This is a genomic window from Martinezella calliandrae, from assembly GCF_030272695.1.
In the GTDB taxonomy this organism is placed as follows: Bacteria; Pseudomonadota; Alphaproteobacteria; order Rhizobiales; family Rhizobiaceae; genus Rhizobium; species Rhizobium calliandrae.
This window is the reverse complement of record NZ_JARFYN010000042.1, coordinates 1-24,799: the sequence shown is the minus strand read 5'-3', so window position 1 is coordinate 24,799 and position 24,799 is coordinate 1. Positions and strand designations below refer to the sequence as shown.

Sequence of the window (24,799 nt, the reverse complement as noted above, 5' to 3'; positions counted from 1 at the left end):
AATTGCTAAGACGGCATGTCGCGAGGACATTGGCCCAAATCTGCGATGATGCTCATTGCTGAAGTGGCATCGCTTATGTGCGGGTAGCGGTGCCTCCGATCTGGAACAGGTCCTTGAACTGATGGGGCTGACTGCGGAGATATTGATTGGCCGCGCGCACCTGGGCTCCGAGATCTGCGGCCGCATGCCAGGGCCAACGAGGATCGTAGAGAATTGCGCGCGCCAGCGCGATCATGTCGGCGTCGCCGGTCGAGACGATCGCCTCGGCCTGCGTCGGCTCGGTTATCAGCCCGACGGCAACCACCGGCATGCGAACGGCGGCTTTGACGGCACGGGCAAGCGGCACCTGATAGCTTGGTCCGATCGGAATCTGTTGTGCTGGGTGAAGGCCACCGCTGGAGACGTGGATCGCGTCGCAGCCACGGGCGTCGAGCAGCTTGGCGAATGCAACGATTTCGTCAACGTTCAGGCCACCCTCGACCCAATCCGTAGCCGACACCCGCATGGTGACCGCCTTATCGGAGGGGAAGGCGGCCCGCACCGCATCGAAGACCTCCAGCGGAAACCGCATCCGGTTCTCCACCGAACCGCCATACTCGTCCTTGCGTTGGTTCGAGAGCGGCGAAAGGAACTGGTGCAAGAGATAGCCGTGGGCTCCGTGAAGCTGGACGAAGTCGAGCCCAAGTCGACCGGCGCGGACGGCCGAAGCCGCGAAGGCATCGCGAACCCGTCGCAACCCGTCTCGATCCAACGCGGTCGGCGCAACCCTGCCCTCGGTAAACGGTACCGCCGAGGGCGCCTCCGTCTGCCAGCCGTTTGGTGTGCCCGGAGCGATCTGCGCCCCTCCGAGCCACGGTACTTCGGTCGACGCCTTGCGGCCGGCATGGTTCAGCTGGATTCCGATCGGCATGTCCGACCAGCGCCGGATGCCCTCCAATATCCTGTGCATTGCCGCTTCCGTTTCATCGTTCCACAGCCCGACATCCGCCCAACTGATGCGACCTTCCGGAAGAACCGCTGTTGCTTCGATGGTCAGCAATGCCGCTCCCGAAAGGGCAAGCTGACCGAGATGGATCAAATGCCAGTCGTTCATGCACCCGTCTTCCGCCGAATATTGGCACATGGGAGCGATTACGATGCGGTTGGCCAGGTCAAGGTTGCGGACTCGGAGCGGGGTGAATAGGGCGGGTTGGGCCATGATGATATCCTTTGTGTAATGTGGGGCATGCGCATGGTTGCTGTGAGTGGTCGGTTCTTCATAGATCATGAGTCGGCGCTAACGAAATTGCGGAATGACCTCTGATGCGAGTTCCTGGATTACCGCCTCTGCCGGCCGTTCGTTGCTGGTCAGGTTGAACATGATGTGCTCGGCGCCCATTTCGCGCAATGTCAGAAGTTCCTCGATCAGGCCGTTCCGGCCGAGCCGCAGACCGAGGCCGAGCTGCCGGGTTGGTGCATGGGTATTGTCTTCAAGCTGCAAACGAAGGGATGATGCAAAGGCCGGCGATTTCGTTGGATCGACCTTCTGCACCGCCGCGCGCCAGATCGCATAGCGGTCACGCTGCCTTGCCAGAGGTCTATAATAGGTTGCCCAGGCGCAGGCGTTGCGGGCGATCCAACCGATTGTCTGTCCAGCGGATCCGACCGCCAGCATCGGAATGTTTCCGTGCAATGGTCTCGGACGAATTTCGGCATTGGGATCGGCCGCTGTACCTGAGGGGTCGATGCGCCCGTCCTTATTCAGGAGTGCGGAAATCCGCTCCCAGTTCTCCCGAAACCGCTCCGCGGCGTCCGATAGTTCCCGCCCGAACGGCCGAAATTCTCCCGGTCGATCGCCTGAGCCCAGCCCAAGCAGAAAGCGGCCTTTCGACATATAATCGACGGACGCCGCTCCCTTGGCCGTATGGATGAAATGCCGCAATGGGGAAACGATGGCGCCAGTAATCAGAGTGATCCGGTCGGTGGCGGCCGCCAAGGCGCCGAGATGAACCCAGGGATCCAGATGTTCGACCGGGTCAGGATAGTCGGGGCTGTTCAAGGGTACGTCCCGGACCCAAAGGGCGCTGAACCCCAACCGGTCGGCCAGGCGAGCGAAATAAAGCTGCGCATGCGGATCCGGCCGGGTCTCGCCGGCGCGCGTTAGGGGAAGCACCAAACCGAACGAAAGGTTGCCCGGCTTGAAGACGGCCTCAAATGCCGGATGTTGCCTTGAGTTCTCCATTCAAACTCTCTTTCGTCGGCCCTGCGTAGCTCTGACGACCACAATTATGTGGGAGCCAATGAGCTGCGCTTTACCTCAGCGGCAGACCAAGAGCACTCATGCGGGCGCGGAGCGACACCGTTCCGCGCAGCATATCGGAAGGTCAGATCAGCTGAACGGACCGGCGTTTGCATTTTCATCGGATATCTTATGATCGGGCAACCGGTAGCAATGTGCGCTTCTCGATCCGACCCGCGACGGAGAACACGAGCAGATCGGTATCCTGACCAATCCTGTCGCCGCTCATCAGTCTTACGATGTCGTCGACGCCGCCGACCGGCGTGCCGTCGATCGCCAGGATGTAGTCGCCGTCCCGCAAGCCCGCACGCTCAGCCGGACCGCCGGGTTCGACCCGCCTGACGCGCACGGACGTTGTCTGGCCAGTGCCGGCTTCAAGAGCGATCCTGCGCGGCAACTCAATCGTATCGCCGGCGATCCCGATGAAGGCGCGCCGGACCTGACCATAGCGCAATATTTCGGACACCACGAAATTCGCCGTGTTGGAGGCCACCGCGAAGGCGATGCTCTGCGCACCCTGGATGACGGCCGTGTTGACACCGATGACCTCGCCGCTTGACGACACCAGGGGCCCTCCGGAATTGCCGGGATTGAGCGCGGCGTCAGTCTGAATGACGTCGTCCATCAGGCGGCCGCTGGCAGACCGCATCGAGCGGCCAAGCGCCGACACAATGCCGGCCGTCACCGTCCACTCGAAGCCGAGCGGATTTCCGATAGCGATCGCGATATGGCCTCTGCGAAGACGCTTGGAGTCGCCTAGCCGCGCCCAAGCTCCAACGCCCGAATTCGCTCGGATGAGAGCGATGTCGGTATCGACGTCACGCCCGAGGACGCGTCCTTCCGTCACTGAACCGTCGGGTGTGGTGATGCGGACGATCTTGGCGTCGTCGACAACATGGTTGTTGGTGACAATCAGCCCGTCCGGCGAGACGGCGAAGCCGGAACCATGCCCGCCTCTTCCGCCAACGCGCTCGATCCGGCTGACCGCCGGTCCGACCGTGTCCACCGCTGCTGCTATGGATTGTGAATATGCATCTATCAGAGCCCCGTCATCCGCGGGCACTATGTCCTTATCTATGAAACCCATCGTTTGATCCTCAAACAGCGACGCCCATCGTCGCTGCCGCCAGCGGACCGATCATAGGGATGCCTGGCCCGCTACGGCGCTGTCGTTAAGGATTAAATGGATGGGCGTCGGCCTGCGTTCAAGTCGCGATGCCGGGTCTCGATCGGGGTGTCCGCTACCGGCTAACTATTTATTGTCGTAATCATTAGGATAACAGTTGTTTGAGCCGATTAAGACGCTTACACCTGCGATAATCCTTCGCATCATAATTATTTTTCGCCGCTTCCGGAGACGCCGATGGCCAAGAAAAGCCCTCCCCGCACCAAGACCGGGAAACTGGCGGACTTCATGTGCTTTGCGGTCTATTCGGCCAACCTTGCCTATTCGCGGGTCTACAAGCCGGTTCTGGAGGAGCTTGGCCTGACCTATCCGCAATACATAACGATCGTCTGCCTGTGGGAGGAGGACGCACAAACGGTCAAAGGGCTAAGCGAGAAGCTGTTTTTGGAGCCGAGCACCATGACGCCGATGCTGAAGCGGCTGGAGGCCATGGGCTATGTCCGGCGTACAAGAGATACGGACGACCAGCGCAACCTTCGGATATCACTGACCGATGCAGGTCGCCGCCTTCGAGAAAAGGGCTTCGGCTTCGCCGAGGTGACGGCGAAAGCCTCGGGTCTAACGGCAGAGGAATTTGCGCTCCTGCAGAAAGCCGTCACGAGGCTTCGCGATAATCTTGTGACGGCTAGCATGGCAAGCTCCGGTTAGACCAGGTTGATCACGACATCGATATTGCCGCGGGTCGCCTTGGAATAGGGGCAAGTCTGGTCCGCGGCCTCCACGAGCGCCTGAGCCACATCGTGTTCCAAGCCTGGCAGGCTGACGTTTAGGCGGGCTTGCAGGAAGTATGCGCCGTCAACAAGGCACAGATCCACTTCGGCGTCGATGGCCGCGTCAGGCGGGACGGCGACCTTCATCTTGCGAGCTGCAAGCCCGATCGCGCCCTCGAAACAGGCCGACCAGCCGGCAGCGAACAGTTGCTCCGGATTGGTGCCTGCGCCGGAAGTGCCGGGGGAGGAAAGCTTGACGTCCAAACGGCCATCGGAGCTGCGCGAGGCGCCGTCGCGGCCTCCGGTGGTGTGGGTCTTGCCGGTGTAGAGTACCTTGTCGGTTTGGGTCATAATGTCGGTTCCTTTAAAGCGGATGGCGCCCTGATGAGACGCAATGACTGCGACCAGCCATTGCGCGTATAAAGCAGGGGCGACGTATCCCGCATGTGTCAGGATTAAGCAGAAGTGTAACGGAGTGTGGGAGGCGGACGGCTTCCTACATTGCCGTACAAAGTAGGACAGCGGACGTCCGCGATACACCGCTGAGGCCTGGTTTTTTTTTTAGGACAGTTTGGGGTTATGAGTTCGAAAAACTCCCCCGGCTTGACGCCGGGGGAGGCTTGTTTCGGCAGATAGTCGTTTACGAGGCTGTGTGACGGTCTCGCAATTCAAGCGAAGCGCTTCGACGCCTCCGTCAGCCCTGGGTTTCTGAAATCAAGACGGGCTTTTCCCTGTAGGACTGGGGAAAGAGGTTCTTCAGATTGTTGATTTTGGGTTGCTCGTTGATCACGATATAGAGCTGGCGCGGATTATTGGCCATATAGTCCTGATGGTAGGCCGCGGCTTTATAGAAAGGCCTGCCGGGCTCGATCGTCGTCGCGATCTTCGCCTTGAAGACATGAGCCGTTTCCAATTGGGCGATATAGTCCGAGGCGACTTGCTTCTGATCTGCATCGACCGGAAAGATCGCGGAGCGATACTGCGTGCCGATGTCCGGCCCTTGCCGGTTGATTTGTGTGGGATCGTGGGCGGCCGAGAAGTAGATCTGCAGCAGCTTGCCATAGCTGATTGTCTTTGGATCGAAGACGATTTGGACAGCTTCGGCATGGCCGGTGGTTCCGCTTTCCGTCAGCTCGTAATTCGCAGTCTCTGCACTGCCGCCGGCATAACCGGACGTCGCGCTGATGACTCCCTCGACATGCTGGAATACGCCTTGCATACCCCAGAAACACCCACCGGCGAACACGGCGGTCTGCGGGCTGGAAGCATTTGCCACATCATGGATCGCAGGCGGAACTAACCGCGGCGCCCCGGCGGCTGATGAATTGCCGAGAAGCGTCGCCCCGACAACGCCAAGCAAGCCCCCGGCGATTAGAACGGGACGTAGGATCCCGAAACGGCTGATAGACTTCGAATGCGTTTTGATCTGCATCGTTCTGCTCCTCATCCAAAAGTGAATACGTAGGCTTCGACGCCGGGATCGAGAAAGCGGACCGTGAAAATCCTTTCCCCGACATCGCCGGCCTGACGAACGAGCTGATAAAGGCGTGTTTCAGTGACACTGCCGTTGCCGTCGGCGTCCGTGTCGGCGCCGTGGCTTGCACCAGGCGCTTTGCCATCGACGGTCACCTGAAACCGCACGGGCTTGCCGTCGGCGGCAGGACCGAGAACAAGATGCAGGTCACGGGCACTGAAGCGATAGGTGATGCCACCGCCGGCCTTGTTCAGCGTCGCCTGCTCGGAACCGATCGTCCAGTTACCGGAGAGACCCCATTGGTTGAGACCGGGTTCGCCAGTCGTGTAATCCTTACCGGTATTCCCGTTCAGACCTTCCGGCGATACGAAGTTCGAGGCCTCCTTGTAGCCGATATAGGTCTCGCCGGATCTGATATTGCCAAGATCGGGTGCTGCCTCCGCGCCTTGCGCATTCGGTGTGACCATACTGTTTTCAGGCATCTGGTTGCTGGCGTCGGCCAGCAGTTCCTGAATGACCTTTTCGGAGGTGTCATATTCGCCCTCGCCGAAAACATGGTGCCGGATCTGCCCCTTGGCGTCGACGAAATAGAGCGCTGGCCAGTAGCTGTTCTGGAACGCCTGCCAAATGCTGTAATTGTTGTCGATGGCGACGGGATAGTTGATCTGGAAGTCCTTGAGGGCTCCCTTGACGTTGTCGATCTTCTTCTCGAAGGCGAATTCCGGAGCGTGCACACCGATGACGACCAACCCCTGATCCCGGTATTTCTCCGCCCAGGCTTTGACGTAGGGGATGGTGCGAATGCAGTTGATGCAGGAATAGGTCCAGAAATCGACCAGCACGACCTTTCCGCGCAGTTGCTCCGCAGTCAGCGGCGGCGAGTTTAGCCACGCGACGGCGCCGTCCAGCGAAGGAAGCCGGCCCTCGACCGGGAGCTTGCTCTTGAAGCGAGGCTTGGCGGCGGCCAGCATCGGAGTGTTGCTGGCTACCATGGTCGCAGCCTGGTCCTCGCGGTCGGCGCCGAATGTGTCGAGAATGGCCTGCTCGAATGTCGAGGTATTGGCATAGGACAGGCGTGCCAAGAATCCTGTGTCTAGGCCAAGCGCAATCGCGGTAACACCGGCGAGGACCGCCGCGCCAAGCGCCCGGCGAACTCTTTCGCCGGAACCGAGCGAGTTTTTCATGGCTGCATAGACCCGATTGCCAACCCGAAGCGCGATGGCGAGCGATGTTGCCGCGCCTGCAGCATAGGCCAGAAGCAGCAAAGTCGTATGAGCATTCGCCCCCTGAAGCGCAGCGCCCGTCAAGACCAAACCGAGGATCGGGCCGGCGCAGGGTGCCCACAGCAACCCGGTTGCGATGCCAAGAACCAGCGAACTACCAACTGTCGAGCCGGACCGGTGGCCGGGTGAATTTAGCAGCCTGTTTCCCAAGGCGACGATCGGCCGGGTCAGGATGCTGGCAAGTTGCGGCGAGACAAGGGTCACACCGAATAAAGCAAGCAGCATGATGGCCGCATAGCGACCATATTCGTTGGCGTGCACCGCCCAGCCGCCACCGACGGCCGCAAGCGTCGCGACTGCACCAAAGGTTATCGCCATGCCGATTAGCATGGGCAAGCCGCTTTTGACGAAAGGCTGCCCGGTGCGGGTGAAGACAAAGGGAAGAATGGGGAGAATGCACGGGCTGAGGATCGTCAGCACGCCTCCGAGATAGGCAATGACAAGAAGTGTCATCATCGTTTCCTTTCGAGGATTGATCGGGCGCCGGGGCGCAACGACTGGCGAGCAGTCATTGACCGCATTAGGGGGAGCTGACGTATCCTCGATGTGTCCCGATCGGGCGAAAATGTAACGAAGTGTTCGAAGAGGGTGGGCCGCTACGTTGGGATACAAACGTAGCGGCGCCTTGCATCCATCAGCGGAGCGAGATTTCCGCCGACAGCCCACCGCCCACGCGATTGCGCAATGCGAGCGAGCCGCCAATCGCTTGGGCAAGCTGTCCGGCGATCGCCAGTCCCAGTCCAGTTCCGCCGGTTCCGCGGCCTCGGGATTGTTCGAGCCTGAAGAAAGGCTGCATAACAGCGTCGAGCTGATCCTCCGGAATGCCGGGACCGCGATCGAGCACTTTTATGAGGACTGCGCCGGTGTTGTCCTTTTGCACAGATATCTCCGCGGTGCCGGCGAATTTGAGGGCGTTGTCGATAAGATTTGTCAGGACCCGCCGGAGCGCATGCGGCCGCGTGACAATGGCGCCATCGATCTTGTCGGCGACCATCACAGCTTTTCCAGTGTCCTGGTAGTCATAGGCGAGGCTCTCGATGAAGGAGCCAATATCTATGCGGGAAGGTTTCTCGGTGTTTCCGTGGGCGCTGCGAGCATAGGCCACGCCTTCATGGACAAGGCGCTCGATTTCGGCCAGGTCCTGCACCAGTTTTTCCTTCTCGGGGGAGTCTTCCGCAATCTCGGCACGAAGCTTCATGCGCGTGATCGGCGTTTGAAGATCGTGCGAGATTGCCGCGAGTATCTGCACCCTTTCTTCGAGATAGTGAGCGATCCGGTCGCGCATGGCATTGAAGGCGCGGGCGGCATGGGCGACTTCACTCGGGCCTGCTTCAACCAAACGCGGCGTCTTCTTGTTCGGGTCAAGCGCGTCGGCGGCGTTGGCCAGGTCAGCAAGCGGACGGATCGCCTGCCGGACGACGAGCCAGGTGCAGACAATGAGGAGACCGAGTTGCAAGAGGAGAACGAAGGGCAGCCATTGCGCCATCGGCATGATGGGTGCGGGGTTGACGTCGATCGTAAGCGGATTGCCGTCGCTCAAGGTCAGGTGGGCTTGGAGGCGTTTGCCGTCACCCGGTATCGACTCGAACCTGATGGGAAAATGCTCACCGACGGCATCCTGTATTTTGCCCGCAATCTGCCTGCCCTGATCAGTCAGGCTGGGCACTCCAGGCAGGCCCGGACCAAGCACAAATCGGTAGGTTCCGCGGTCAAGGCGGTCCAGCCAATCGGCGCGCTCGGCCGCCGGCAGCCGGTCGAGAACGGCGATCGAGGTCGCCACATCGCTCTCCAGCGTATTAAGCATCACGGTCTTGGCCGTTATGTAGCGTTCCAAGGACTGGACACTGAAAGTCAGCCCCTGCGCAAGCATCAAGCCGGCGAGAAGGATGAGAAACAGCCTCGATCCCAAGCTGCGGGGCCAAGGCCGAATTCCCCGAAACCCTGTGACGGTACTCATTGGCGCAGCTCGGATATTTCGACTGGCATCGCGAAGACATAGCCCTCGCTGCGTACGGTCTTGATGTAGGCAGGCTCGCGCGCGTCGTCGCGGAGGCGCTGGCGAAGCCGGCTGACCAAAAGGTCGATGGAGCGGTCGAACAACTCGGCATCCCGCCCTTGCGTGAGGTTCAAAAGCTGATCCCGGTTGAGGACGCGTTGCGGATGGTCGACGAAGACGCGAAGCAAGCGATATTCCGCGCCGCTGAGCGCTATGGCGGTTCCTTCGCGATCGAGCAAGTTACGGCCGGTCGTGTCGAGTTGCCAGTCGCCGAAAGACAAGAGCTGGCCGACCTCCGTGACCTGAAGATTTGGCGGAAGCATGCGCGTTCGGCGCAGGATTGCCTTGATGCGAGCCAGCAACTCGCGTGCGGCAAAGGGTTTCGCGAGATAATCATCCGCTCCCATTTCCAGGCCGATGATCCGATCCGTTTCGTCATCACGCGCCGTCAGCATCAGGATCGGCGTCGATTTGTGTTTGCCGGCGCGCAGCTCCCGGCAAAGAACCAGGCCGTCATCGCCGGGCATCATCACGTCGAGGACGATGAGATCGACGGAGCTTGTTTCCAGAAACGCCCGCATATGCCGACCGTCCGCCGCGACGGTGGTGCGCAGTCCGTTCTTTTTGAGATAGTTCGAAACCAGCTCACGGATTTCGCGATCGTCATCGACGATCAAGATGTGGTCGATGTGATCCATCGTCGGGGCCCTCTATTCTGCGGAACGGCGCAACAGCAATATTTGAACGGCAGCTGGATGCCCTTGAACGGATTGTTGCCGGCGGCTATGCCGCCGCTGTTCAAACCGGGCAACCTCATTTCGCTTATCACATTAATAATTATGACAAAACAAATGTATAGGAGTTTGCCCGGGATGGGCATCAGGGGGAGCTTGAGCCCGTCTGAAGTCGCCAGCATGGTATTTTATACCACTGCTGGCGACATGCTCGGAGGATTAGAATTTGTCGACATCGATGATTGCCTGGGCGAATGCCTGCGGCGCTTCCTGCGGCAGGTTATGGCCGATGCCGCCCTCGATGGTTCTATGCTCATACTTGCCCGTGAATTTGTTGCGATAGGCTGCGGGGTCGGGATGTGGGGCGCCGTTCGCATCGCCTTCCATCGTAATGGTGGGCACATTGATCACCGGAGCCTTTGCCAGCCGCTTTTCCAGATCGTCATATTGCGCCTCGCCCTCCGCGAGAGCCAGCCGCCAGCGATAATTGTGAATGACGATGGCGACATGATCCGGATTGTCGAAGGATGCGGCGCTGCGATCGAAGGTCGCGTCGTCGAAGTTCCACTTCGGCGAAGCGATCTGCCAGATAAGCTTGGCAAAGTCGCGCCGGTATTTGTCGTAGCCTTCTCGACCGCGTTCAGTGGCAAAATAATACTGGTACCACCATTGGAGCTCAGCCTTCGGCGGCAACGGGGTCTTGCCGGCTTCCTGGTTGCCGATCAGATAGCCGCTGACGGACACCATGGCCTTGCAGCGCTCCGGCCACAGCGCAGCGAGAATGTTGACCGTACGGGCGCCCCAATCGAAACCGCCGAGGATCGCTTTTTGAATTTTCAGAGCATCCATCAAGGCAAGGATATCGACAGCCACGACCGACTGCTGGCCATTGCGGACCGTATCATTGGAAAGAAAGCGCGTCGTGCCGTAACCGCGCAGATAGGGAATGATCACGTGGTAGCCCTGCGACGCCAACACGGGAGCGACGTCTACGAAGCTGTAGATATCATAGGGCCAGCCATGCAGAAGAATGACAGGCGGACCGTCGGCGGGACCGGCCTCGGCATATCCGATATTCAGCACACCGGCATTGATCTGCTTGAGGGAACTAAAGGTCGTGTTGGCTCCCGGCTTGACCGGGGGCAGGGCCGTCGGCTTGGGCTGAGCGGATTGCGCTTGCGCGACGCCAAGCATACCGAGCTGCGCGGCAGCGATGGTCATGGCCGCGGTGCCAAAAAAACGGCGGCGTTGATGGTTGATATCTTCTGACATTGATCTCTCTCCAAGTGGATCCGACGTGGTGATGAAGAAACCGCTTCCATGTATCCGCGATGTGTCACGATCTCATGGGCTTTGAATGGGGATGTAGCTTTCCGACGTTTTGATACAATTGGTTACAAAGGACCGCGTTTTCGTGGTCAGCCTCTCCACCTGCCTGACTGCATGTCGACCCGGCGACGGCATCTTTATCTCTGTGGTTCTGTAAGCGGAACCAGCCTTATGCGGCGGAATTCGTTCAGCCCGCATCGTGCTGTGAAGTGGCGGGGTGGTGAGCCCCAGCTGGCGGAGCCACAAAGCTGCCACCCTATGGTCAGCAGATCGCCGCGCTATTGCCCCACAGAAAACGTTTGAGAGCCACATTGTCGCCGGTTCGCTCCTCAACCCTAACCGACGGCTTAATCAATGCGATATGCCGCCCTTCACTCTGCGCCATCAAAGAGGCGTTCTCTCTCTCCGCGCTATTAAAGAGGAATGAAGATGATCACTCGCAATATCACCGCTACATCGTTGACCGCTGCGGCCTTGAGCTTGATGTTTCTCATCAGCCCTGCGTCCGCGCAGCAGGCAACGCAAGACAAGCAACCGCAGCCTGCCCAGGGGCAACCAGATACTCAGGGTGCGGCTATCAGCGATCAGAAAATTCAGGCTTTTGCAGTCGCGTATCTCCAGGTGGACAAGATCAGGCAGGAATATTCAGCCAAGATCGGAGCAACGCCGGATGCGAACGCGAAGCAACAGTTACAGGCCGAAGCGGGCAAACAGATGGTGCAGGCTGTCCAGGCCTCCTCGGGCATGTCTGTAAAGGAATACAACTCAATTCTAACCGCTGCTCAGAAGGATCCTGCGCTCGTAAAAAAAGTTCAGGCAAAGATCCAGCAGGCGGCGCCTGCACAGCAATCGGCACCTGGACAGCAGGCCGCTCCGCCTGCGCAACAGTAAGCTGCGGCTGCGATCAACAAGCAAATTGATCGGCAACTCGAGCCGCGTCGAGTATCGTAATCTTGACGCGGCTTCGTCGTTTCCAAGGAATGACCTCTGCCACGGTGAAATACGCCCAGACGGGAACCAAGCTTGAGTTTCACAAAGCTTTCCCGACGATTTCTTAAAATTACCTGCTGCGCCGCACGGAGGACTTGCATGACAAATATCTCGGCGAAACGCAAAAGGACTGTGCGGAACCAAACAGAGAACCGATAGATCTGGACATAAGGCTGCGAGGATGCTTGGCTGACCTGGGAAACTTGACGACCAGGTCGTCATTTGGCGGGAAGCGACATGGCGCCGGAAATAGACGATCAGGAAAAAATTGATGCGACCTTTCGCAACGGATCGTTGACCGCCGTTGGGATCATCGTCGGTTTCTCGCTGAGCTTCATCAATCGCTGGGTTTCCAATCCGAACGATTGGAGCCGCGTCGATATTCTGCCGATGACGGTGATGGTCGTCGGAATTGCTGTGCAGGTGAAAGTCTTCGCCGATTTGCTTGCACGGGATTCTCTGCTGGTGGTCAAATACGACCGCGCCCGCCGTCTTTTTCTGATTGGGGTCATCATCGTTGCCGCTGGCATTGCTCTTGCTCTCGCCAACGACATCCTTGGGATCAGTAGTCAGAAGATGCTCGGCTAGACTGTACCGCTTCTTCGGGTCTTCGAGCCGGCGGTCATGCTAGATCCGGCGAAGAGCGATATCGCTCGTTATTACCGATTTGCCGGTTTTCGGATCGCGGTCGATCGTTCGCAGATTGAGGCCACTGCCGCCGACTTCCTGTAGCGTCATCCTCGCCGTCCGGTTGCCGTTGACCTCTTTTGCCCAGTGAACGGCAAGATCGATGGTATTTCCCTGGCGCTTTCCGGACAATCCTGAACGTCCCCCCGCGGGGCCGACATAGACGCCCTTATAGTGCGTGCCATTCACTCTGAGGTCGGCAGAGATCGGGCGACTGACGACGAGCATGCCCCGGCAATCGCCGCGCATGGAGAGCGAGAGCCCGCTTGTTGTTAATGCAAAGGTACATGCGACGTTGATCGGTGACGTCCCGATCCGACGCAGGATTGTCCCCTTGCCGGTCCATTTTCCCTGCAGAGATTGCAGAAAATCGCTTTCATTTGCGGCTGCCAAACTTGGGAAAAGGCCGATAGACAAGATCAGGAGGACGCGAGCGAAGCACGGCATGACTGAACCCCCGAACGACGAATTTTCCTCAACGCGCATATGTTCGTATAGTTCCTTATATTTTGCACGCGGATGCTCTTTGTCGTCGACTAACGCCCGGAAAGATGTAGCAAAGAAGTTGGATCTGCTTCCGGCGCCCGGCTCTGATAAATTGCGATTGCTTGGGCAATCGCGGGTCGGGACTTTCGCGGCTTCCTGTATTTTAATTTTGAGCTCATTTAACACTGCTAATACAGCGCCTGGCGGTGCCGCGGGAGGGTGGTCCCGTTCCGTTTGGGGCAGGGCAACCAGGTACCAAGCCGATCCGAACGAAAAGCCTTAACAGAATGCCGAACTAAGTCTTCAAAGTCATGGAGCGGTGGGATCAATGGCTCATATCATCATCATCAATCCGCGTTTCGAAACCTCCTATTGGGGCATGGAACACGCGCTTCCGTTGTTTGACGTAAAAGCAAACCTTCCCGTCGCCTGTCTGCCTTTGCTGGCAGCACTCACGCCCGCCGAACACACCGTTACGCTCGTGGATGAGAATGTGGAGCCGATCGACTACGATCTCTGCGCGCAAGCGGATATCGTCGCGCTCACCGGCATGATCGTACAACGGTTTCGGATGAAGGAAATTTTGACGGAGCTCAAAGGGCGCAATTGTTTCACCGTCGTCGGGGGACCATGGGTCACCGTCAAGGAGGACTATTTCGAAGGGCTTGTGGACGTCACATTTATCGGCGAGGCCGAGGAGACCTGGCCGCAATTCCTGCTCGAATGGAAAGAGGGTCGTCATGTCAGGCGCTACGAGCAATCCGACAAGACCGACATGAGTAAGGTGCCGATCCCGCGTTTCGATCTATTGAAAATGGATGAGTACGCGCTCGGCAGTCTCCAGTTCTCGCGAGGTTGTCCGTTCACCTGTGACTTTTGCGATATCATTGTCGTGTTCGGTCGAAAGCCGCGGATTAAGACCAGCGCACAAATTATCGCCGAGATGGAGGCATTGCTATCCGCCGGAATGGATACGGCATTTATCGTCGACGACAATCTCATCGGCAACAAGAAGGCGATCAAGGAAGTGCTGCGCGAAGTCGTGGCTTGGCAGGAGCGCAACCACTATCCGATGACGTTCCTCACGGAAGCCTCGATCGATCTTGCCGACGATGACGAGCTGATGCAGCTCATGGTCGATGCCAATATCCGCATCGTTTTCATCGGCATCGAGACGCCGAACGAAGCAGCGCTACGAGAGACCAAGAAGCTCCAGAATCTTAGAAAAGGTGGAACGATGCTGGAGAAGATCCACTCCATCCAGCAGACCGGCATGGAGGTCTGGTGCGGTATGATCTTGGGTTTTGATAGCGACGACGCCACGATCTTTGACGCCCAGCGCATATTCATCAAGGACGCACGGATCGTCAATGCGATGATCGGCATGCTGGCCGCCATTCCCAAGACGCCGCTCTATACGCGCCTGGAAAAGGAAGGACGGCTGGACCACGCCGATCCACCGGCTTACGGCACCAACGTCATTCCCCTCAATCTCAGCCGGGAAACTTTGCGTGACGGCTATCTCGCTGTGCTGAGCGACCTTCACCAACCTGCTGCTTATTTCGACAGGCTGGACGCGCTCTATCTCGATGCTCGAATCCAGCCGGAGCGGACGCGCCTGCGCCATTTGCGTCGCCATCCCATCCGCCTGATTGCCCTAAATCTGATGTGGGCTTTTGAGGCTGCGGGGATTTTCACAAGATTGATGCGTCGGGTACAAGAGGCGGACCTGCGCAATATCTATCGCAAACGCCTCTGGAAACTCCTATTGCGCCGCCGTTCTCCGGTGATCCTGCAGATCTATGCCATCAAATGCGCCATGCACTATCACGCGCACAAGATGGTCCAGCAAATGCAAACCGGCGGTGACATCGTCAATTCGTTCTGATTGGAAAGCCGAGGCAGGCGCCAAGGACTGCGAGACTTGGCTGCCGACTTTTGATCGATGAGTGCCGGGCCGGATCTTGAAATGCCTGTCGCTGGGCGGTGCAACTCATGTGCAAATCGTAAGGCCCGCGTCACGATATTGCTTCCGCAAATGTTCGCTTGCTTCATCGGTGAGCAATATTGCGCCCTCGGGCAGCCTTGCCCAAAAGGGTAAGTTCTGATCCTGAAATTTGGTCGCATCGGCGAGCACGATGGTCGCCTTGGTTCGGTGCATGGCGATTTCTTTCAGGCGGACCTGTTCCAGCGTTGTTTCGCCGAGCCCGAATTCAGCGGAAACGGAATCCGCCCCAAGAAAGATTTTTTCGAAGCGAAAGGCTTCGATGGTTCGTTCCGCAAGCGGACCGAACACGCCTTCCGAATTGGCCCGGTAGCGGCCACCGAGCAGGAAAAGTTCGATAGAGGCGATATTCGCCAGAATGGCAGCGACGCGGTGCGATTGCGTGACGACAACAAGACCGTTCAGGCTGTCCTGCATGAGGGCGAGTTTTTCGGCAAACGCGCCGATGGTCGTGCCGGCGTCCAGAAAAATCGTAGAGGCTCCGTCGAGTGCATCGAAGGCCGCTTCGGCGATCCTGCGCTTTGCGGCGGCGGCGACCCGCATGCGGAAATCAAAGGTCGGCTCGGCTCGTTGCAGCAGCGTCGCGCCTCCATAGGTGCGGGCAATCACACCTTCGTCCGCAAGGGTCGCCAGATCGCGCCTCACCGTCGCGACCGAAACGCCAAGCGCGGCGCTCAAAGCCTGCACAGTCGGCGCTCCTATCTGGAGCAGCCGCAGCAGTGCGTCCTTTCTTTGGTTAAAACCACTCATGATGACCCTCGTGACCATTCGATCCAAGCCAGCCACAGAGAAGCGCCCGGCAAACCAGCAAACCCACCGATGGGCCAATAACATGGTCAGGCGGCTTTGCCGGATAGAATCGCGGCCTGACGCAGAGCATAGATCAAGCTGCGCTCATCGGCCTTGCCCTGGCCGGCAATATCGAAGGCGGTTCCGTGATCGACCGACGTGCGAACGATCGGCAGGCCCACGGTAACGTTGACGCCTTCCTCGATGCCGAGCACCTTGACTGGTCCGTGTCCCTGATCGTGATACATAGCCACGACGAGGTCGAAATCGCCCCGCACAGCCCGGAAGAAGAGGGTATCCGCGGCGAGTGGACCCAATACGTCATAGCCCTTCCTGATTGCTTCGGCGACGGCCGGCGCGATCTTGATCGCTTCCTCGTCGTGCCCGAAAAGCCCGTTTTCGCCGGCATGCGGATTGATGGCACAGACGCCGATGCGTGGTTCACGGCCCATCGTGCCGATGAGTGCCGCGCGCCCGCGTTCGATGGTCCGCAGAACCAGCCCCGGTTCGATCTTCGCGATGGCGTCGATGAGACCTATATGGGTCGTGACATGGACGACGCGCAGCTTCGGCGAAGCCAGCATCATCGAGACTTCCTTGGTGTGTGTCAGATGCGCGATGAGTTCGGTGTGTCCCGGATATCGATGTCCTGCAAGATGCAGCGCTTCCTTGCTCAAGGGCGCCGTGCAGATGGCGTCGACCTGCTTGGATTGCGCAAGCTCGACAGCCGAGACGATGAATTGATAGGCGGCTTCACCGCCCTCGCGGCTTACGACGCCGAAGGGCAGTTCGGACGGAAGATCGCCCGTCTGGAGAACGTCGATCCCGATCTTCTCGCTGGCATGGCCGATTGCAGTGATCGGCCGGATCGCCACCGTTGTTTGCAAGATGGCGGCGGCCTTTCGCATCCTGTCCAAATCACCAACGACCACCGGTCGGCAAAATTCCCGAACTATCGGCAACGACAGCGCCTTGGCGATGATCTCCGGTCCGATGCCGGAAGGATCGCCCATCGTGATTGCTATGATTGGCTTAGTCATTCGTCCGTCCTCGGATATCCGCCGCTAAGCATCATGAAAACGCATCTCAGTGATCTTTTCAATCAAATATTTCAGAAATGAATGATTCGATCATTTTGTTTGACGCTTTGGTCCACTCTCCGCTAGCAATCTGAGTGAACTATTCATCGTGAGGAACAACCATGTTTCTGGAAATTGCCATTGTCGCAGACGATCTGACCGGCGCCATCGATACAGCGACGCCATTCGCGCAATGTGGAATGTCGGTCGCAGTCGCTCTCAGCCCGGATCATTTGGACAAGGCGATGAAAGAGGATCCGGTCGTGCTGACCGTCGCGACCGGCACGCGCCATGTCAGCGAGGCCGAGGCGCAGGAGCGCCTGCTCCACACGACAGATCTTCTACGGCGGTTCTCGCCAAGGGTCTATTTTAAGAAAATCGACAGTCGATTGAAGGGAAACGTGGTGGCGGAATCCGTCGCCATGTTGCGGGGCCTGCAGCGCGACGAGATCGCCTTGGTCCCGGCCATTCCCGAACAGGGGCGCTTGCAGCGGGCGGGGCATGTGACGGGCATGGGTGTCGATCAGCCGATCCCGCTGCCGGCCTTCCCCGCTTCAATCGGCGTTCATGCCCCCGACATAGTAACTCAGGCTGATCTTTCGGCCGTCGCCGCACAGATTTTGGCCGATCCTCATGTGCTTGCGGTCGGAGCTAGGGGCTTAGGGCAGGCGCTGGCGAAACATTTGGCGCGAGGAACTGATTGCGTCGCCCCGATCGCTTTCGAGTTTCCCCTGCTGATCGCCGTGGGCTCGCGTGATCCCATCACCATCCGCCAAATGGAGCATCTAACGCGTGTCCGCGCCGACGTGACGGATATAGTCGCTCCAAAGGGAGAGGTTCCCGCGATTGTGACACAGCGTTCGCCCGTCACGCTGGTGCGATGCATCGAGGCCGGACCCGCCGAGGACGGCGCCACCGTCGCCTGCCGTTTCGGCGAAGGTATCGCTGCGCTGATTGAGCGCCAAACACCGCGCACTTTGATCGCATCGGGCGGAGATACCGCGGCCGCCATTCTGCGGGCTGCCGGTGTCGATACTTTGCACCCGATCGGCGAAATCGAGGCAAGTCTGCCGATCTCCTCCTTCAATCTCGGGGGCAGGACCGCACATCTGATCACCAAATCTGGAGGTTTCGGTGCTGAAGACGTCCTAAGTGAAATCGTGGGCGGAGCGTGTTCTCCGGCCTGATCGGCATGCAGCCGGCCAGAAGGGTGCTGACGTCGCCACAAATCCGACGTCGTGGAAAGCGTTCGACGGCTAGAAAGCGGCCTTCGTTTCGAAAAGACGGCACGACTGGCCATATTGGGCGTTGGCATGCTCAATAGCTTTGCCATGAGCCATAGACCGTTCATCATCAAAAGCCTTCAGGAAACGGTGGTACAATGGTACGTAGACACCGGCTACGAAGCTTCGAGTATCATTGCTCTTCTCGACCGTTGCTGCGATGGCATCTGAGAATTTCAACTAATATTAGCCAACATAGCCGCCGGGAGCCGCGACAAGTAACCGTCCGGCGCCAGCACCTGTTCTGGGGCCGTTCATAGGGAACTAAGCGCGCTGACGCATCGCTGTTCCTTCGCCAATTCGCGGACCAATTTCCAATTCGAACACGTGGCCATGCTTGGACGAAGAGCAGCGGAGCGAGCCTCCGTGTATTTCGGCGATGCGCTCCACAATTTTCAGGCCTATGCCAAGGCTGTCGGGACGGTGGCCAACATTGGTTTTTTGCCGACAGCCCTCCTGATATCGATCCTCGACCTGAACAGTGCGGCTGCCTACATGCACGACGATATTGGTATGTTCAGGGGTATGGCGCACGGCATTTTCGATGAGATTGCGCAGAGCATCTCTCAAGAGGGCCGCAACACCCTGAACGATTGATGTGTCGATCTGAGCGGAAAGCTCGAGCGAACGTTTGTTTTCGTAGACCCATGGAGCAAGCTGCTCGACGACACTTGATGACAGTTCGACGAGATCGATCTTTTCGAACATCGCATGATCGAACGTGTCGAGGCGAGCGAGCGTCGTCAGCTGTCCGACGAAACGCACGAGATCGTCGAGATCTGCTTCTGCCTTTCTCGCCCTCGGATGATCGATGCGGCCGAGTTCCAGCTTGATCGCTGCAAGCGGAGTGCGGACTTCGTGCGCGATTCCGGACGTCAGAACCTTCTGGGACTTCATAAGCTCCCCGACGCGTTCGAAGGCGCGGTTGACGGCAATTGCAAGATGCGCAACCTCGCGCGGCATCTCCTGAAACTGCAGGTGCGAGCGCGAATTCATCGGGTCAATCTGGTCGGCCGCCTCGGCCGCCGCCCGCACTGGTTTGAGCGCCTGGCGCACTGAGAGCAGAGTCGCGCCAAGAACGAGCACCAGCAGAATGCTCATCGGGACGATCATGTGTTCGATGATTTCGTTCCAGAGGACATCCGAGACCACATTTTGTGGGTCCCCCATCGTGGCTACGTCGACGACGAAGCGCTGGTTTCCGATGAGGAACGCGCGGCCACCGACCAGCGTGAGGGGCCGGCCTGGTTTAAGCGATCTTAGCCAGAAGTCTGGCGGATTGACTTCCCGGGAAAGAAACCGGCTTTCACACGCATCGTCGCAGGATTCGAAAACCAGACTGCCTTTGGCGTCCCGAATTTGTGCGACGTAGCCGGTTTGCGAATGCTGGTAACGTTGGCGCACATTTTCGGGAAGATCGTAGCGGACACCTCCGGCCGCCGCGGCGATGCCGGCCGCGAGCCTCTCGGTTTCCTGTTCGACGAATAGGCGCGAGAGCTCGCCGACATTCCAATAGTAGTCGAAGACGACGACGGCGAGCTGAAAGACCATCGCCAGCACCGCAAAGAACGCGATCCGACGTGTCAGAATGGTGCCAAGCGTAGGACGTGACCGGCTCAATCGCGTACCTCGCGCATCATATATCCCACGCCCCTGATGGTTTCGATGACCGCTCTGGTCGGATGTCCTTCGAGCTTCTTGCGTAATCGCGAAATGGCCAGTTCGATGGCATTGCTGCTTTTCTCGCCGCCGAATTCGGAAAGAGCATGTTCGATCTTTGGCTTGGGCACTACCGTGCCGCCGTTACGCAGCAGTAGTTCGAGCAGCCCCTTCTCCGACGGTGTCAGCGCAATCTCGCTCCCGGCACAGGTTACGCAGCCCTGAGCCACCTCGTACTGAATGGCCGCGAACTCCAATGTTGGCATGGCCGTCACAGGCGCCCGGCGCATCAGGGCGCGAATGCGCGCGATCAACTCGCCATTATGAAATGGCTTGGCGAGATAGTCGTCCGCGCCCGCATCCAAGCCGATGATGCGTTCGTCAATAGCCCCGCGTGCCGTCAGCACGAGGACAGGCATTTGAACCCTTGCCGCCCGGAGCGATTTCAACATGTCAATCCCGTCTTCGTCAGGCAGACCGAGGTCGAGAAGAAGGAGATCGTAATTCGCGCTTTCGAGTGTAAGCCGCCCTTCCTGCGCGGTTGCGAAGGCATCAATTTTCCATCCGGCATCTCGGATGGTCTCGCAAAGCAGTTCGCGAAGCCGGGCGCTGTCCTCGATTAGCAGTATCCTCATGCCTTCTTTCGACCTGTGACCATCGACCAGACGAGATTTTCCCTATGCCTCCAGCTTTCGATGACGGCAGCGCCGGCATGGACAAATGCGAGCACCATAATGCCGTTGGCGATGCTGCGGTGCAATTCTTCCAGCCATTTTTCGCCCCAGAAGGCATCGAGCGTTGTCATCCAGCCGGTCAGCGCCGTCGCCGCGAGAAGCATCATCAGGCAGAGCATCATGACCGATGCCAGTGGATTGTGGCCAACGTACCGCTTCTCGTTGCCATCCAGAATACTAAGGATCTGGTTCATGACCTTTGCCGGCGTCGGCAGGAAGTCAGCGAACCGCGCGTGTTTCGTGCCAACGAAACCCCAGATGAAACGGAGAGCGATAGCGAAGGCAACAGTGTATCCTGTAACGCGGTGCCAGTATTTGCCTTCATCCAGGATGAAGAGGTTGAGGACGCAAGCCGTTACAATGGTCCAGTGAAACAGCCTTACCACCGGATCCCACACCTTGATCACGCGTAAGGTGGCGGTGGAGGGCTGGGCGCCCCCCTTTTTCGATGAGATCGTCGTCATCGGTCAGTCGCCCATTTGGACAATGTCACCCGAGACCGGGTTGAAATAGACCTCGGCGCGACTGCCACTCTTATCCTTGCCGTAGATTTCATAGCAATTGCCGGTGATCTGGAACGTCTTGACCTTGTAGCCCATCGCGTCGATCCTCGCTTTCATGGCATCCTCGGACATCCATTTGGACTTCGGTTCGCCGGTGCAGCTCGGGCTGGCAAGCGCCAGTGCGGGAGTGGCGGTTATGATCGCGAGTGCGGTTACAAGTTTCAGCTTCATGATTTTACCCTTTGCTATTGCCCCTTAAGGCCGACGGGAAAATCGATAGAACGGCGAACCTGTCTGTTTGCTGTCCGTGTTCGTGATTAGCCGGATTTGGCGCGAACGACGCGCCCAATGTCGCTACACCCAACCCATGAGCAGTCCATAGGCAAGCCCAAGGATCGAGCAAGCGGCGAGCACCGCCAGCATGCCGATCTTGAAGCGGAACACCGCGACGATGGCGCCCAGTGTCAGGACCAGGGACGGGACGTTGACGGAGCTCAGTACCGGGAGATCGATGGCCATGCCAAAGCCGCGAACTTCGTGGAGTTCGCGAAACAGGACATGCAGCGCGAACCATACCGCGAGATTCAAAATGACCCCGACGACAGCCGCGGTGACTGCCGCCAGTGCCGCCGAGAGCGCCCTGTTGTTGCGCATGGTCTCCATGAACGGCGCGCCAAGGAAGATCCAGAGAAAGCAGGGGACGAACGTCACCCATGTCGTCAGCAGGCCGCCCAACGTACCTGCAAGCAATGGACTGAGGACCCCCGGCGCGCGATAGGCGCCCATGAAGCCAACGAACTGCGTCACCATAATCAGCGGGCCGGGCGTGGTTTCGGCCATGCCGAGGCCATCCAGCATCTCGCCGGGCTTCAGCCAGTGATAGTGGTCCACCGCCTGTTGAGCAACATATGACAAGACGGCGTAGGCACCGCCGAAGGTGACCATGGCCATCTTCGAAAAGAAGATCGCGATGTCCGTGAAGACGTTGCCCTGTCCGAGAAATATCAGCAGTGCAAGGACGGGACCGCCCCAAAGCAGCAGCCCGACTGTCGCGACCTTGAGCGACCAACTGATCGGCGGGCGGGCGTGCTCGGGGATCTCTTCGCCGACAACGCTGTCGGCGTCGGCAACCTGTTCGCCTCCGACCTTGCCGTGGCTGTTGGCCGCGCGGAATGCTACCCAGCCGCCCCGGCCACCGAGGTAGCCGACGACACCGGCGACCAGCACGACGAGCGGGAAGGGGGCATGGAACAGGAAGAGAGCGATGAAGGCCGCTACAGCAAGGCCTACCATGACGTTGTTCCTGAGAGCCCGCCGACCAATCCGGAGAACAGCCTCGAGCACGATCGCCAAGACCGCCGCCTTCAATCCGAAGAAAAGCGCCTGTACCGCTCCGATGTTACCGAAGATGGCGTAGATCCAGCTCAGCGCCATGATAGCGACGACGCCGGGCAGCACGAACAAAATCCCCGCCACCAGCCCGCCCTTGGTTTTGTGCAGAAGCCAGCCGATATAGATCGCAAGCTGCTGCGCCTCTGGTCCAGGCAGCAGCGTGCAGTAGTTCAGCGCATGCAGGAAGCGCGTTTCGCCAATCCAGCGCTTCTCCTCGACAATGATCCGGTGCATGACGGCAATTTGACCGGCGGGGCCGCCGAAGCTCAGCGCGGCCACGCGCGCCCAGACGCGGACTGCTTCGCCAAATGAAATCCCATGGGAAGGCGGACCAGCGCGCTGTACCGGGGTAGCATCGAGACTCTTGATCCTGTTCATTGTTGGGGTCCGCGTCAGCCGCGCTTCGCGCGGAAATATTGGTAGAGGTTGTCGAAGACGGGCGCCCCCTGAGCGATGCGTTGTTCATCCTGCGGGTTGGCCGCGCAGATTCCGGCAATCAGACTGGCGATGCCGCTCGTCTCCTCGCGTCCGAACTTCATGTCCTTCAAATCGATGTCGTGAACGATCTCGGCAATGGCGTGCAACGCGGGATCGGCGATGCCGGCCTTGGCAATCAGGGTCTCGAAACTGCATCGATCGCCTTCATGGGTTATCTCGCCCTCGAACATGTCGAAGCGAATTTCGCCCGGATTCGGGACGTAGCCTTTGCCCGGCCTAAAGCGGATCGCAGCATCCGGGTCGATGAAGCGGCGGATGAGCCAACTGCAGGCGATCCGGTCGACATGCACGCCCTTGCGGGTGACCCAGATGCGCCCCTTCAGATCGGCCACCTTGAGCGGTGGAGCCTCCTGGCGTTCTTCGACCATGTCCGCGTCCTCTATTAGCATGTGCTCCAGTTCCGCAATCAAGCTCTCCGCAGAAAGCCGGCCGGTCGCTCCGAAGAAATCGATCGCGGCCACGTCGGCAAGCCGCTTGCGCAAACGACCGGTCATCGCGCGAACGTCTGCCCGTTCCTCCGCCTTCGCATGCGCCACCAGTCGTGCTGAAAGCATCCGTGCCTCGTTGGCGATCGCCTCGTAGTCCTCGTCGCGAGCCGCGTCGAACAGGGCGTGCGCCTGAGCGTCGGAGAGGCCGTCGATGAGGCGCGCCTCGCACACCATGGCCTCTCCACCGCCTTCGATGATCTCCTTCAAGAGCCATTCGAAATCCTCTTGTGTCTCGGCATTCGCTGGCAGCGCGTAGACCGTGCTCTTGACGGCGACGGCGCCGATGCGCTGTAGGCGGCGCCAGATCTTCACCCGGAAGTAGGCTGGCTTGCTCGGCAGTTGGTGGATCAGAAGCAGCCAGCGTCGCTCCACCGAGGTTGCATTATCGCTCATGTTTATACTGTATCATCAGGGCGTATAAATGCAACACTTGTATCTATTTCAGTTCGGGCGTAGCCTTGGTTCGGTCGTGTCGAGCCTGAACGCGTACGCGCTCTCCCGCGAATTTGCTACTGGGCATGCAATCGGCGCCCGACCGCCCCATTTGCACATGCTGGAAATCCCTCAAGGAGGATAGTGACATGAAATGGGTTACTCGCGAACGTCCGGTCATCGACCGTATCGCCTGCCCCTGGCTGATCGCGCGGTTCATCGACAAGGAACCAGAATTCCTGTTCGTACCGCCGGACCAGGTGATCAAGGTGGCGGAGGAAACCGGTGCCATCCCCTACGATGTTCCCGGCGTCGAATACACCCATGTCGGCGATGGCTGCAGCTTCGACACCTTCGTCGCCAAGCATGGACTCGGCAGTGATCCGGCAATCATGACCATCACCGCCATTGTTCGCGGCGCGGACACGGACCGGCACGAGCTCACGCCGCAATCGGCCGGGCTGCTCGCGATCTCCATGGGACTTCGGGATCTGACGCCCGATGATCAGGAGGTACTGAAGCATGGCTTCGTCATCTATGACGCGCTCTACGCCTGGGCCTCTCGGCGCAAGACCGAGACGCATAGCTGGCCGCCGGCGATGAAGCCTACGGCCGCTTGAGCTTTATTGACCGGTCGAACGGGGTACGATTGCCGATGTCGATATGCTGCCGCGCGCGAGCGGGGTAGTACTACAGTTGCGTTTGATCTCTTGATTTATAGTGAGCGATCATTGCAGACGCTTGATGCATGCGCCGCCAGAGTGACCATGCGAAGATAAAACGA

The 24,799-nt window shown here is 59.0% G+C and carries 24 protein-coding genes; 6 read left to right on the top strand and 18 right to left on the bottom strand.

Translation table 11 applies throughout. The features are described 5' to 3' along the window. Positions 1-73 precede the first annotated feature (73 nt). From PY650_RS25780 to PY650_RS25770, 3 genes are all read right to left on the bottom strand, one after another. A complete protein-coding gene (locus PY650_RS25780; RefSeq protein WP_285882429.1) occupies positions 74-1,198 on the bottom strand; it encodes an NADH:flavin oxidoreductase/NADH oxidase in 1,125 nt (374 codons plus the stop codon). A 78-nt stretch (positions 1,199-1,276) separates the two neighbouring features. After that, positions 1,277-2,221: a TIGR03571 family LLM class oxidoreductase gene (locus PY650_RS25775; protein WP_285882428.1), complete on the bottom strand. Its 945-nt coding sequence runs from the start codon at positions 2,219-2,221 to the stop codon at positions 1,277-1,279. Between the two features lie 187 nt (positions 2,222-2,408). Further along, the gene (locus PY650_RS25770; protein WP_285882427.1) at positions 2,409-3,365 is read right to left on the bottom strand and encodes a S1C family serine protease; all 957 of its coding nucleotides are present in this window, start codon (positions 3,363-3,365) and stop codon (positions 2,409-2,411) included. 276 nt (positions 3,366-3,641) lie between these two features. Between PY650_RS25770 and PY650_RS25765 the strand changes: the two genes are divergently transcribed. Next, on the top strand, positions 3,642-4,112 hold the full coding sequence (locus PY650_RS25765; RefSeq protein ID WP_285882426.1) for a MarR family winged helix-turn-helix transcriptional regulator: 471 nt from the start codon (positions 3,642-3,644) through the stop codon (positions 4,110-4,112). Here PY650_RS25765 and PY650_RS25760 read toward each other — a convergent pair. From PY650_RS25760 to PY650_RS25735, 6 genes are all read right to left on the bottom strand, one after another. Further along, positions 4,109-4,525 (bottom strand): organic hydroperoxide resistance protein, encoded by a 417-nt coding sequence (locus PY650_RS25760; RefSeq protein ID WP_285882425.1) that lies wholly within the window; start codon positions 4,523-4,525, stop codon positions 4,109-4,111. The two genes, PY650_RS25765 and PY650_RS25760, sit on opposite strands and share 4 nt — an antisense overlap. A gap of 343 nt (positions 4,526-4,868) precedes the next feature. After that, a complete protein-coding gene (msrA, locus tag PY650_RS25755) occupies positions 4,869-5,606 on the bottom strand; it encodes a peptide-methionine (S)-S-oxide reductase MsrA (RefSeq protein ID WP_285882424.1) in 738 nt (245 codons plus the stop codon). An 11-nt stretch (positions 5,607-5,617) separates the two neighbouring features. Next, positions 5,618-7,384 (bottom strand): cytochrome c biogenesis protein DipZ, encoded by a 1,767-nt coding sequence (locus PY650_RS25750; protein ID WP_285882423.1) that lies wholly within the window; start codon positions 7,382-7,384, stop codon positions 5,618-5,620. A 181-nt stretch (positions 7,385-7,565) separates the two neighbouring features. Continuing rightward, positions 7,566-8,888: a sensor histidine kinase gene (locus tag PY650_RS25745; protein WP_285882422.1), complete on the bottom strand. Its 1,323-nt coding sequence runs from the start codon at positions 8,886-8,888 to the stop codon at positions 7,566-7,568. Continuing rightward, positions 8,885-9,625 carry a response regulator gene (locus PY650_RS25740; protein ID WP_285882421.1) on the bottom strand — a complete coding sequence of 247 codons (741 nt, stop codon included), beginning with the start codon at positions 9,623-9,625 and terminating at the stop codon, positions 8,885-8,887. Before PY650_RS25740 ends, PY650_RS25745 begins: the two co-directional genes overlap by 4 nt. 255 nt (positions 9,626-9,880) lie before the next feature. After that, positions 9,881-10,933: an alpha/beta fold hydrolase gene (locus tag PY650_RS25735; protein ID WP_285882420.1), complete on the bottom strand. Its 1,053-nt coding sequence runs from the start codon at positions 10,931-10,933 to the stop codon at positions 9,881-9,883. Positions 10,934-11,419: 486 nt separating this feature from the next. Here PY650_RS25735 and PY650_RS25730 point away from each other — a divergent pair, with 486 nt between their 5' ends. Together PY650_RS25730 and PY650_RS25725 are read left to right on the top strand one after the other, a co-directional pair. After that, complete coding sequence (locus tag PY650_RS25730; RefSeq protein ID WP_285882419.1) at positions 11,420-11,881, top strand: DUF4168 domain-containing protein; 462 nt, start codon at positions 11,420-11,422, stop codon at positions 11,879-11,881. Positions 11,882-12,217: 336 nt separating this feature from the next. Beyond that, positions 12,218-12,568, top strand: coding sequence for a hypothetical protein (locus tag PY650_RS25725; protein WP_285882418.1), 351 nt, complete (start codon positions 12,218-12,220; stop codon positions 12,566-12,568). Between the two features lie 39 nt (positions 12,569-12,607). Here the strand turns inward: PY650_RS25725 and PY650_RS25720 are convergent, their stop codons facing one another. After that, positions 12,608-13,114: a hypothetical protein gene (locus PY650_RS25720; RefSeq protein ID WP_285882417.1), complete on the bottom strand. Its 507-nt coding sequence runs from the start codon at positions 13,112-13,114 to the stop codon at positions 12,608-12,610. 367 nt (positions 13,115-13,481) lie between these two features. On the opposite strand from PY650_RS25720, the gene PY650_RS25715 reads away from it, so the two are divergent. Continuing rightward, the gene (locus tag PY650_RS25715) at positions 13,482-15,041 is read left to right on the top strand and encodes a B12-binding domain-containing radical SAM protein (protein ID WP_285882416.1); all 1,560 of its coding nucleotides are present in this window, start codon (positions 13,482-13,484) and stop codon (positions 15,039-15,041) included. A 105-nt stretch (positions 15,042-15,146) separates the two neighbouring features. Here the strand turns inward: PY650_RS25715 and PY650_RS25710 are convergent, their stop codons facing one another. Together PY650_RS25710 and pdxA are read right to left on the bottom strand one after the other, a co-directional pair. After that, a complete protein-coding gene (locus PY650_RS25710) occupies positions 15,147-15,908 on the bottom strand; it encodes a DeoR/GlpR family DNA-binding transcription regulator (RefSeq protein WP_285882415.1) in 762 nt (253 codons plus the stop codon). 86 nt (positions 15,909-15,994) lie between these two features. Continuing rightward, a complete protein-coding gene (gene pdxA / locus PY650_RS25705; RefSeq protein WP_285882414.1) occupies positions 15,995-16,987 on the bottom strand; it encodes a 4-hydroxythreonine-4-phosphate dehydrogenase PdxA in 993 nt (330 codons plus the stop codon). 161 nt (positions 16,988-17,148) lie between these two features. Between pdxA and PY650_RS25700 the strand changes: the two genes are divergently transcribed. Then, positions 17,149-18,213, top strand: coding sequence for a four-carbon acid sugar kinase family protein (locus PY650_RS25700; RefSeq protein ID WP_285882413.1), 1,065 nt, complete (start codon positions 17,149-17,151; stop codon positions 18,211-18,213). Between the two features lie 360 nt (positions 18,214-18,573). Here PY650_RS25700 and PY650_RS25695 read toward each other — a convergent pair whose 3' ends face one another. The 6 genes from PY650_RS25695 to PY650_RS25670 form a co-directional block, all read right to left on the bottom strand. Then, entirely contained in the window at positions 18,574-19,929 is a 1,356-nt protein-coding gene (locus tag PY650_RS25695; RefSeq protein WP_285882412.1) for a sensor histidine kinase, read from the bottom strand. Next, positions 19,926-20,603: a response regulator transcription factor gene (locus PY650_RS25690; protein WP_285882411.1), complete on the bottom strand. Its 678-nt coding sequence runs from the start codon at positions 20,601-20,603 to the stop codon at positions 19,926-19,928. Before PY650_RS25690 ends, PY650_RS25695 begins: the two co-directional genes overlap by 4 nt. Further along, entirely contained in the window at positions 20,600-21,166 is a 567-nt protein-coding gene (locus PY650_RS25685; RefSeq protein WP_285882410.1) for a cytochrome b/b6 domain-containing protein, read from the bottom strand. The genes PY650_RS25690 and PY650_RS25685 overlap by 4 nt, the downstream gene beginning before the upstream one ends. Before the next feature lie 3 nt (positions 21,167-21,169). After that, complete coding sequence (locus tag PY650_RS25680) at positions 21,170-21,436, bottom strand: PepSY domain-containing protein (RefSeq protein WP_285882409.1); 267 nt, start codon at positions 21,434-21,436, stop codon at positions 21,170-21,172. A gap of 123 nt (positions 21,437-21,559) precedes the next feature. Next, complete coding sequence (gene chrA, locus PY650_RS25675) at positions 21,560-22,975, bottom strand: chromate efflux transporter (RefSeq protein ID WP_285882408.1); 1,416 nt, start codon at positions 22,973-22,975, stop codon at positions 21,560-21,562. A 14-nt stretch (positions 22,976-22,989) separates the two neighbouring features. Further along, positions 22,990-23,976 carry a chromate resistance protein ChrB domain-containing protein gene (locus PY650_RS25670; protein ID WP_285882407.1) on the bottom strand — a complete coding sequence of 329 codons (987 nt, stop codon included), beginning with the start codon at positions 23,974-23,976 and terminating at the stop codon, positions 22,990-22,992. 188 nt (positions 23,977-24,164) lie between these two features. Here PY650_RS25670 and PY650_RS25665 point away from each other — a divergent pair, with 188 nt between their 5' ends. After that, a complete protein-coding gene (locus tag PY650_RS25665; protein WP_285882406.1) occupies positions 24,165-24,635 on the top strand; it encodes a chromate resistance protein ChrB domain-containing protein in 471 nt (156 codons plus the stop codon). Positions 24,636-24,799: the final 164 nt, after the last annotated feature.

What these genes read in the sequence shown, in the direction of transcription:
- PY650_RS25780 (WP_285882429.1), bottom strand. Translation starts at nt 1,198, where the DNA reads ATGGCCCAACCCGCCCTATTCACCCCGCTCCGAGTCCGCAACCTTGAC.
- PY650_RS25775 (WP_285882428.1), bottom strand. Translation starts at nt 2,221, where the DNA reads ATGGAGAACTCAAGGCAACATCCGGCATTTGAGGCCGTCTTCAAGCCG.
- PY650_RS25770 (WP_285882427.1), bottom strand. Translation starts at nt 3,365, where the DNA reads ATGGGTTTCATAGATAAGGACATAGTGCCCGCGGATGACGGGGCTCTG.
- PY650_RS25765 (WP_285882426.1), top strand. Translation starts at nt 3,642, where the DNA reads ATGGCCAAGAAAAGCCCTCCCCGCACCAAGACCGGGAAACTGGCGGAC.
- PY650_RS25760 (WP_285882425.1), bottom strand. Translation starts at nt 4,525, where the DNA reads ATGACCCAAACCGACAAGGTACTCTACACCGGCAAGACCCACACCACC.
- msrA (WP_285882424.1), bottom strand. Translation starts at nt 5,606, where the DNA reads ATGCAGATCAAAACGCATTCGAAGTCTATCAGCCGTTTCGGGATCCTA.
- PY650_RS25750 (WP_285882423.1), bottom strand. Translation starts at nt 7,384, where the DNA reads ATGACACTTCTTGTCATTGCCTATCTCGGAGGCGTGCTGACGATCCTC.
- PY650_RS25745 (WP_285882422.1), bottom strand. Translation starts at nt 8,888, where the DNA reads ATGAGTACCGTCACAGGGTTTCGGGGAATTCGGCCTTGGCCCCGCAGC.
- PY650_RS25740 (WP_285882421.1), bottom strand. Translation starts at nt 9,625, where the DNA reads ATGGATCACATCGACCACATCTTGATCGTCGATGACGATCGCGAAATC.
- PY650_RS25735 (WP_285882420.1), bottom strand. Translation starts at nt 10,933, where the DNA reads ATGTCAGAAGATATCAACCATCAACGCCGCCGTTTTTTTGGCACCGCG.
- PY650_RS25730 (WP_285882419.1), top strand. Translation starts at nt 11,420, where the DNA reads ATGATCACTCGCAATATCACCGCTACATCGTTGACCGCTGCGGCCTTG.
- PY650_RS25725 (WP_285882418.1), top strand. Translation starts at nt 12,218, where the DNA reads ATGGCGCCGGAAATAGACGATCAGGAAAAAATTGATGCGACCTTTCGC.
- PY650_RS25720 (WP_285882417.1), bottom strand. Translation starts at nt 13,114, where the DNA reads ATGCCGTGCTTCGCTCGCGTCCTCCTGATCTTGTCTATCGGCCTTTTC.
- PY650_RS25715 (WP_285882416.1), top strand. Translation starts at nt 13,482, where the DNA reads ATGGCTCATATCATCATCATCAATCCGCGTTTCGAAACCTCCTATTGG.
- PY650_RS25710 (WP_285882415.1), bottom strand. Translation starts at nt 15,908, where the DNA reads ATGAGTGGTTTTAACCAAAGAAAGGACGCACTGCTGCGGCTGCTCCAG.
- pdxA (WP_285882414.1), bottom strand. Translation starts at nt 16,987, where the DNA reads ATGACTAAGCCAATCATAGCAATCACGATGGGCGATCCTTCCGGCATC.
- PY650_RS25700 (WP_285882413.1), top strand. Translation starts at nt 17,149, where the DNA reads ATGTTTCTGGAAATTGCCATTGTCGCAGACGATCTGACCGGCGCCATC.
- PY650_RS25690 (WP_285882411.1), bottom strand. Translation starts at nt 20,603, where the DNA reads ATGAGGATACTGCTAATCGAGGACAGCGCCCGGCTTCGCGAACTGCTT.
- PY650_RS25685 (WP_285882410.1), bottom strand. Translation starts at nt 21,166, where the DNA reads ATGACGACGATCTCATCGAAAAAGGGGGGCGCCCAGCCCTCCACCGCC.
- PY650_RS25680 (WP_285882409.1), bottom strand. Translation starts at nt 21,436, where the DNA reads ATGAAGCTGAAACTTGTAACCGCACTCGCGATCATAACCGCCACTCCC.
- chrA (WP_285882408.1), bottom strand. Translation starts at nt 22,975, where the DNA reads ATGAACAGGATCAAGAGTCTCGATGCTACCCCGGTACAGCGCGCTGGT.
- PY650_RS25670 (WP_285882407.1), bottom strand. Translation starts at nt 23,976, where the DNA reads ATGAGCGATAATGCAACCTCGGTGGAGCGACGCTGGCTGCTTCTGATC.
- PY650_RS25665 (WP_285882406.1), top strand. Translation starts at nt 24,165, where the DNA reads ATGAAATGGGTTACTCGCGAACGTCCGGTCATCGACCGTATCGCCTGC.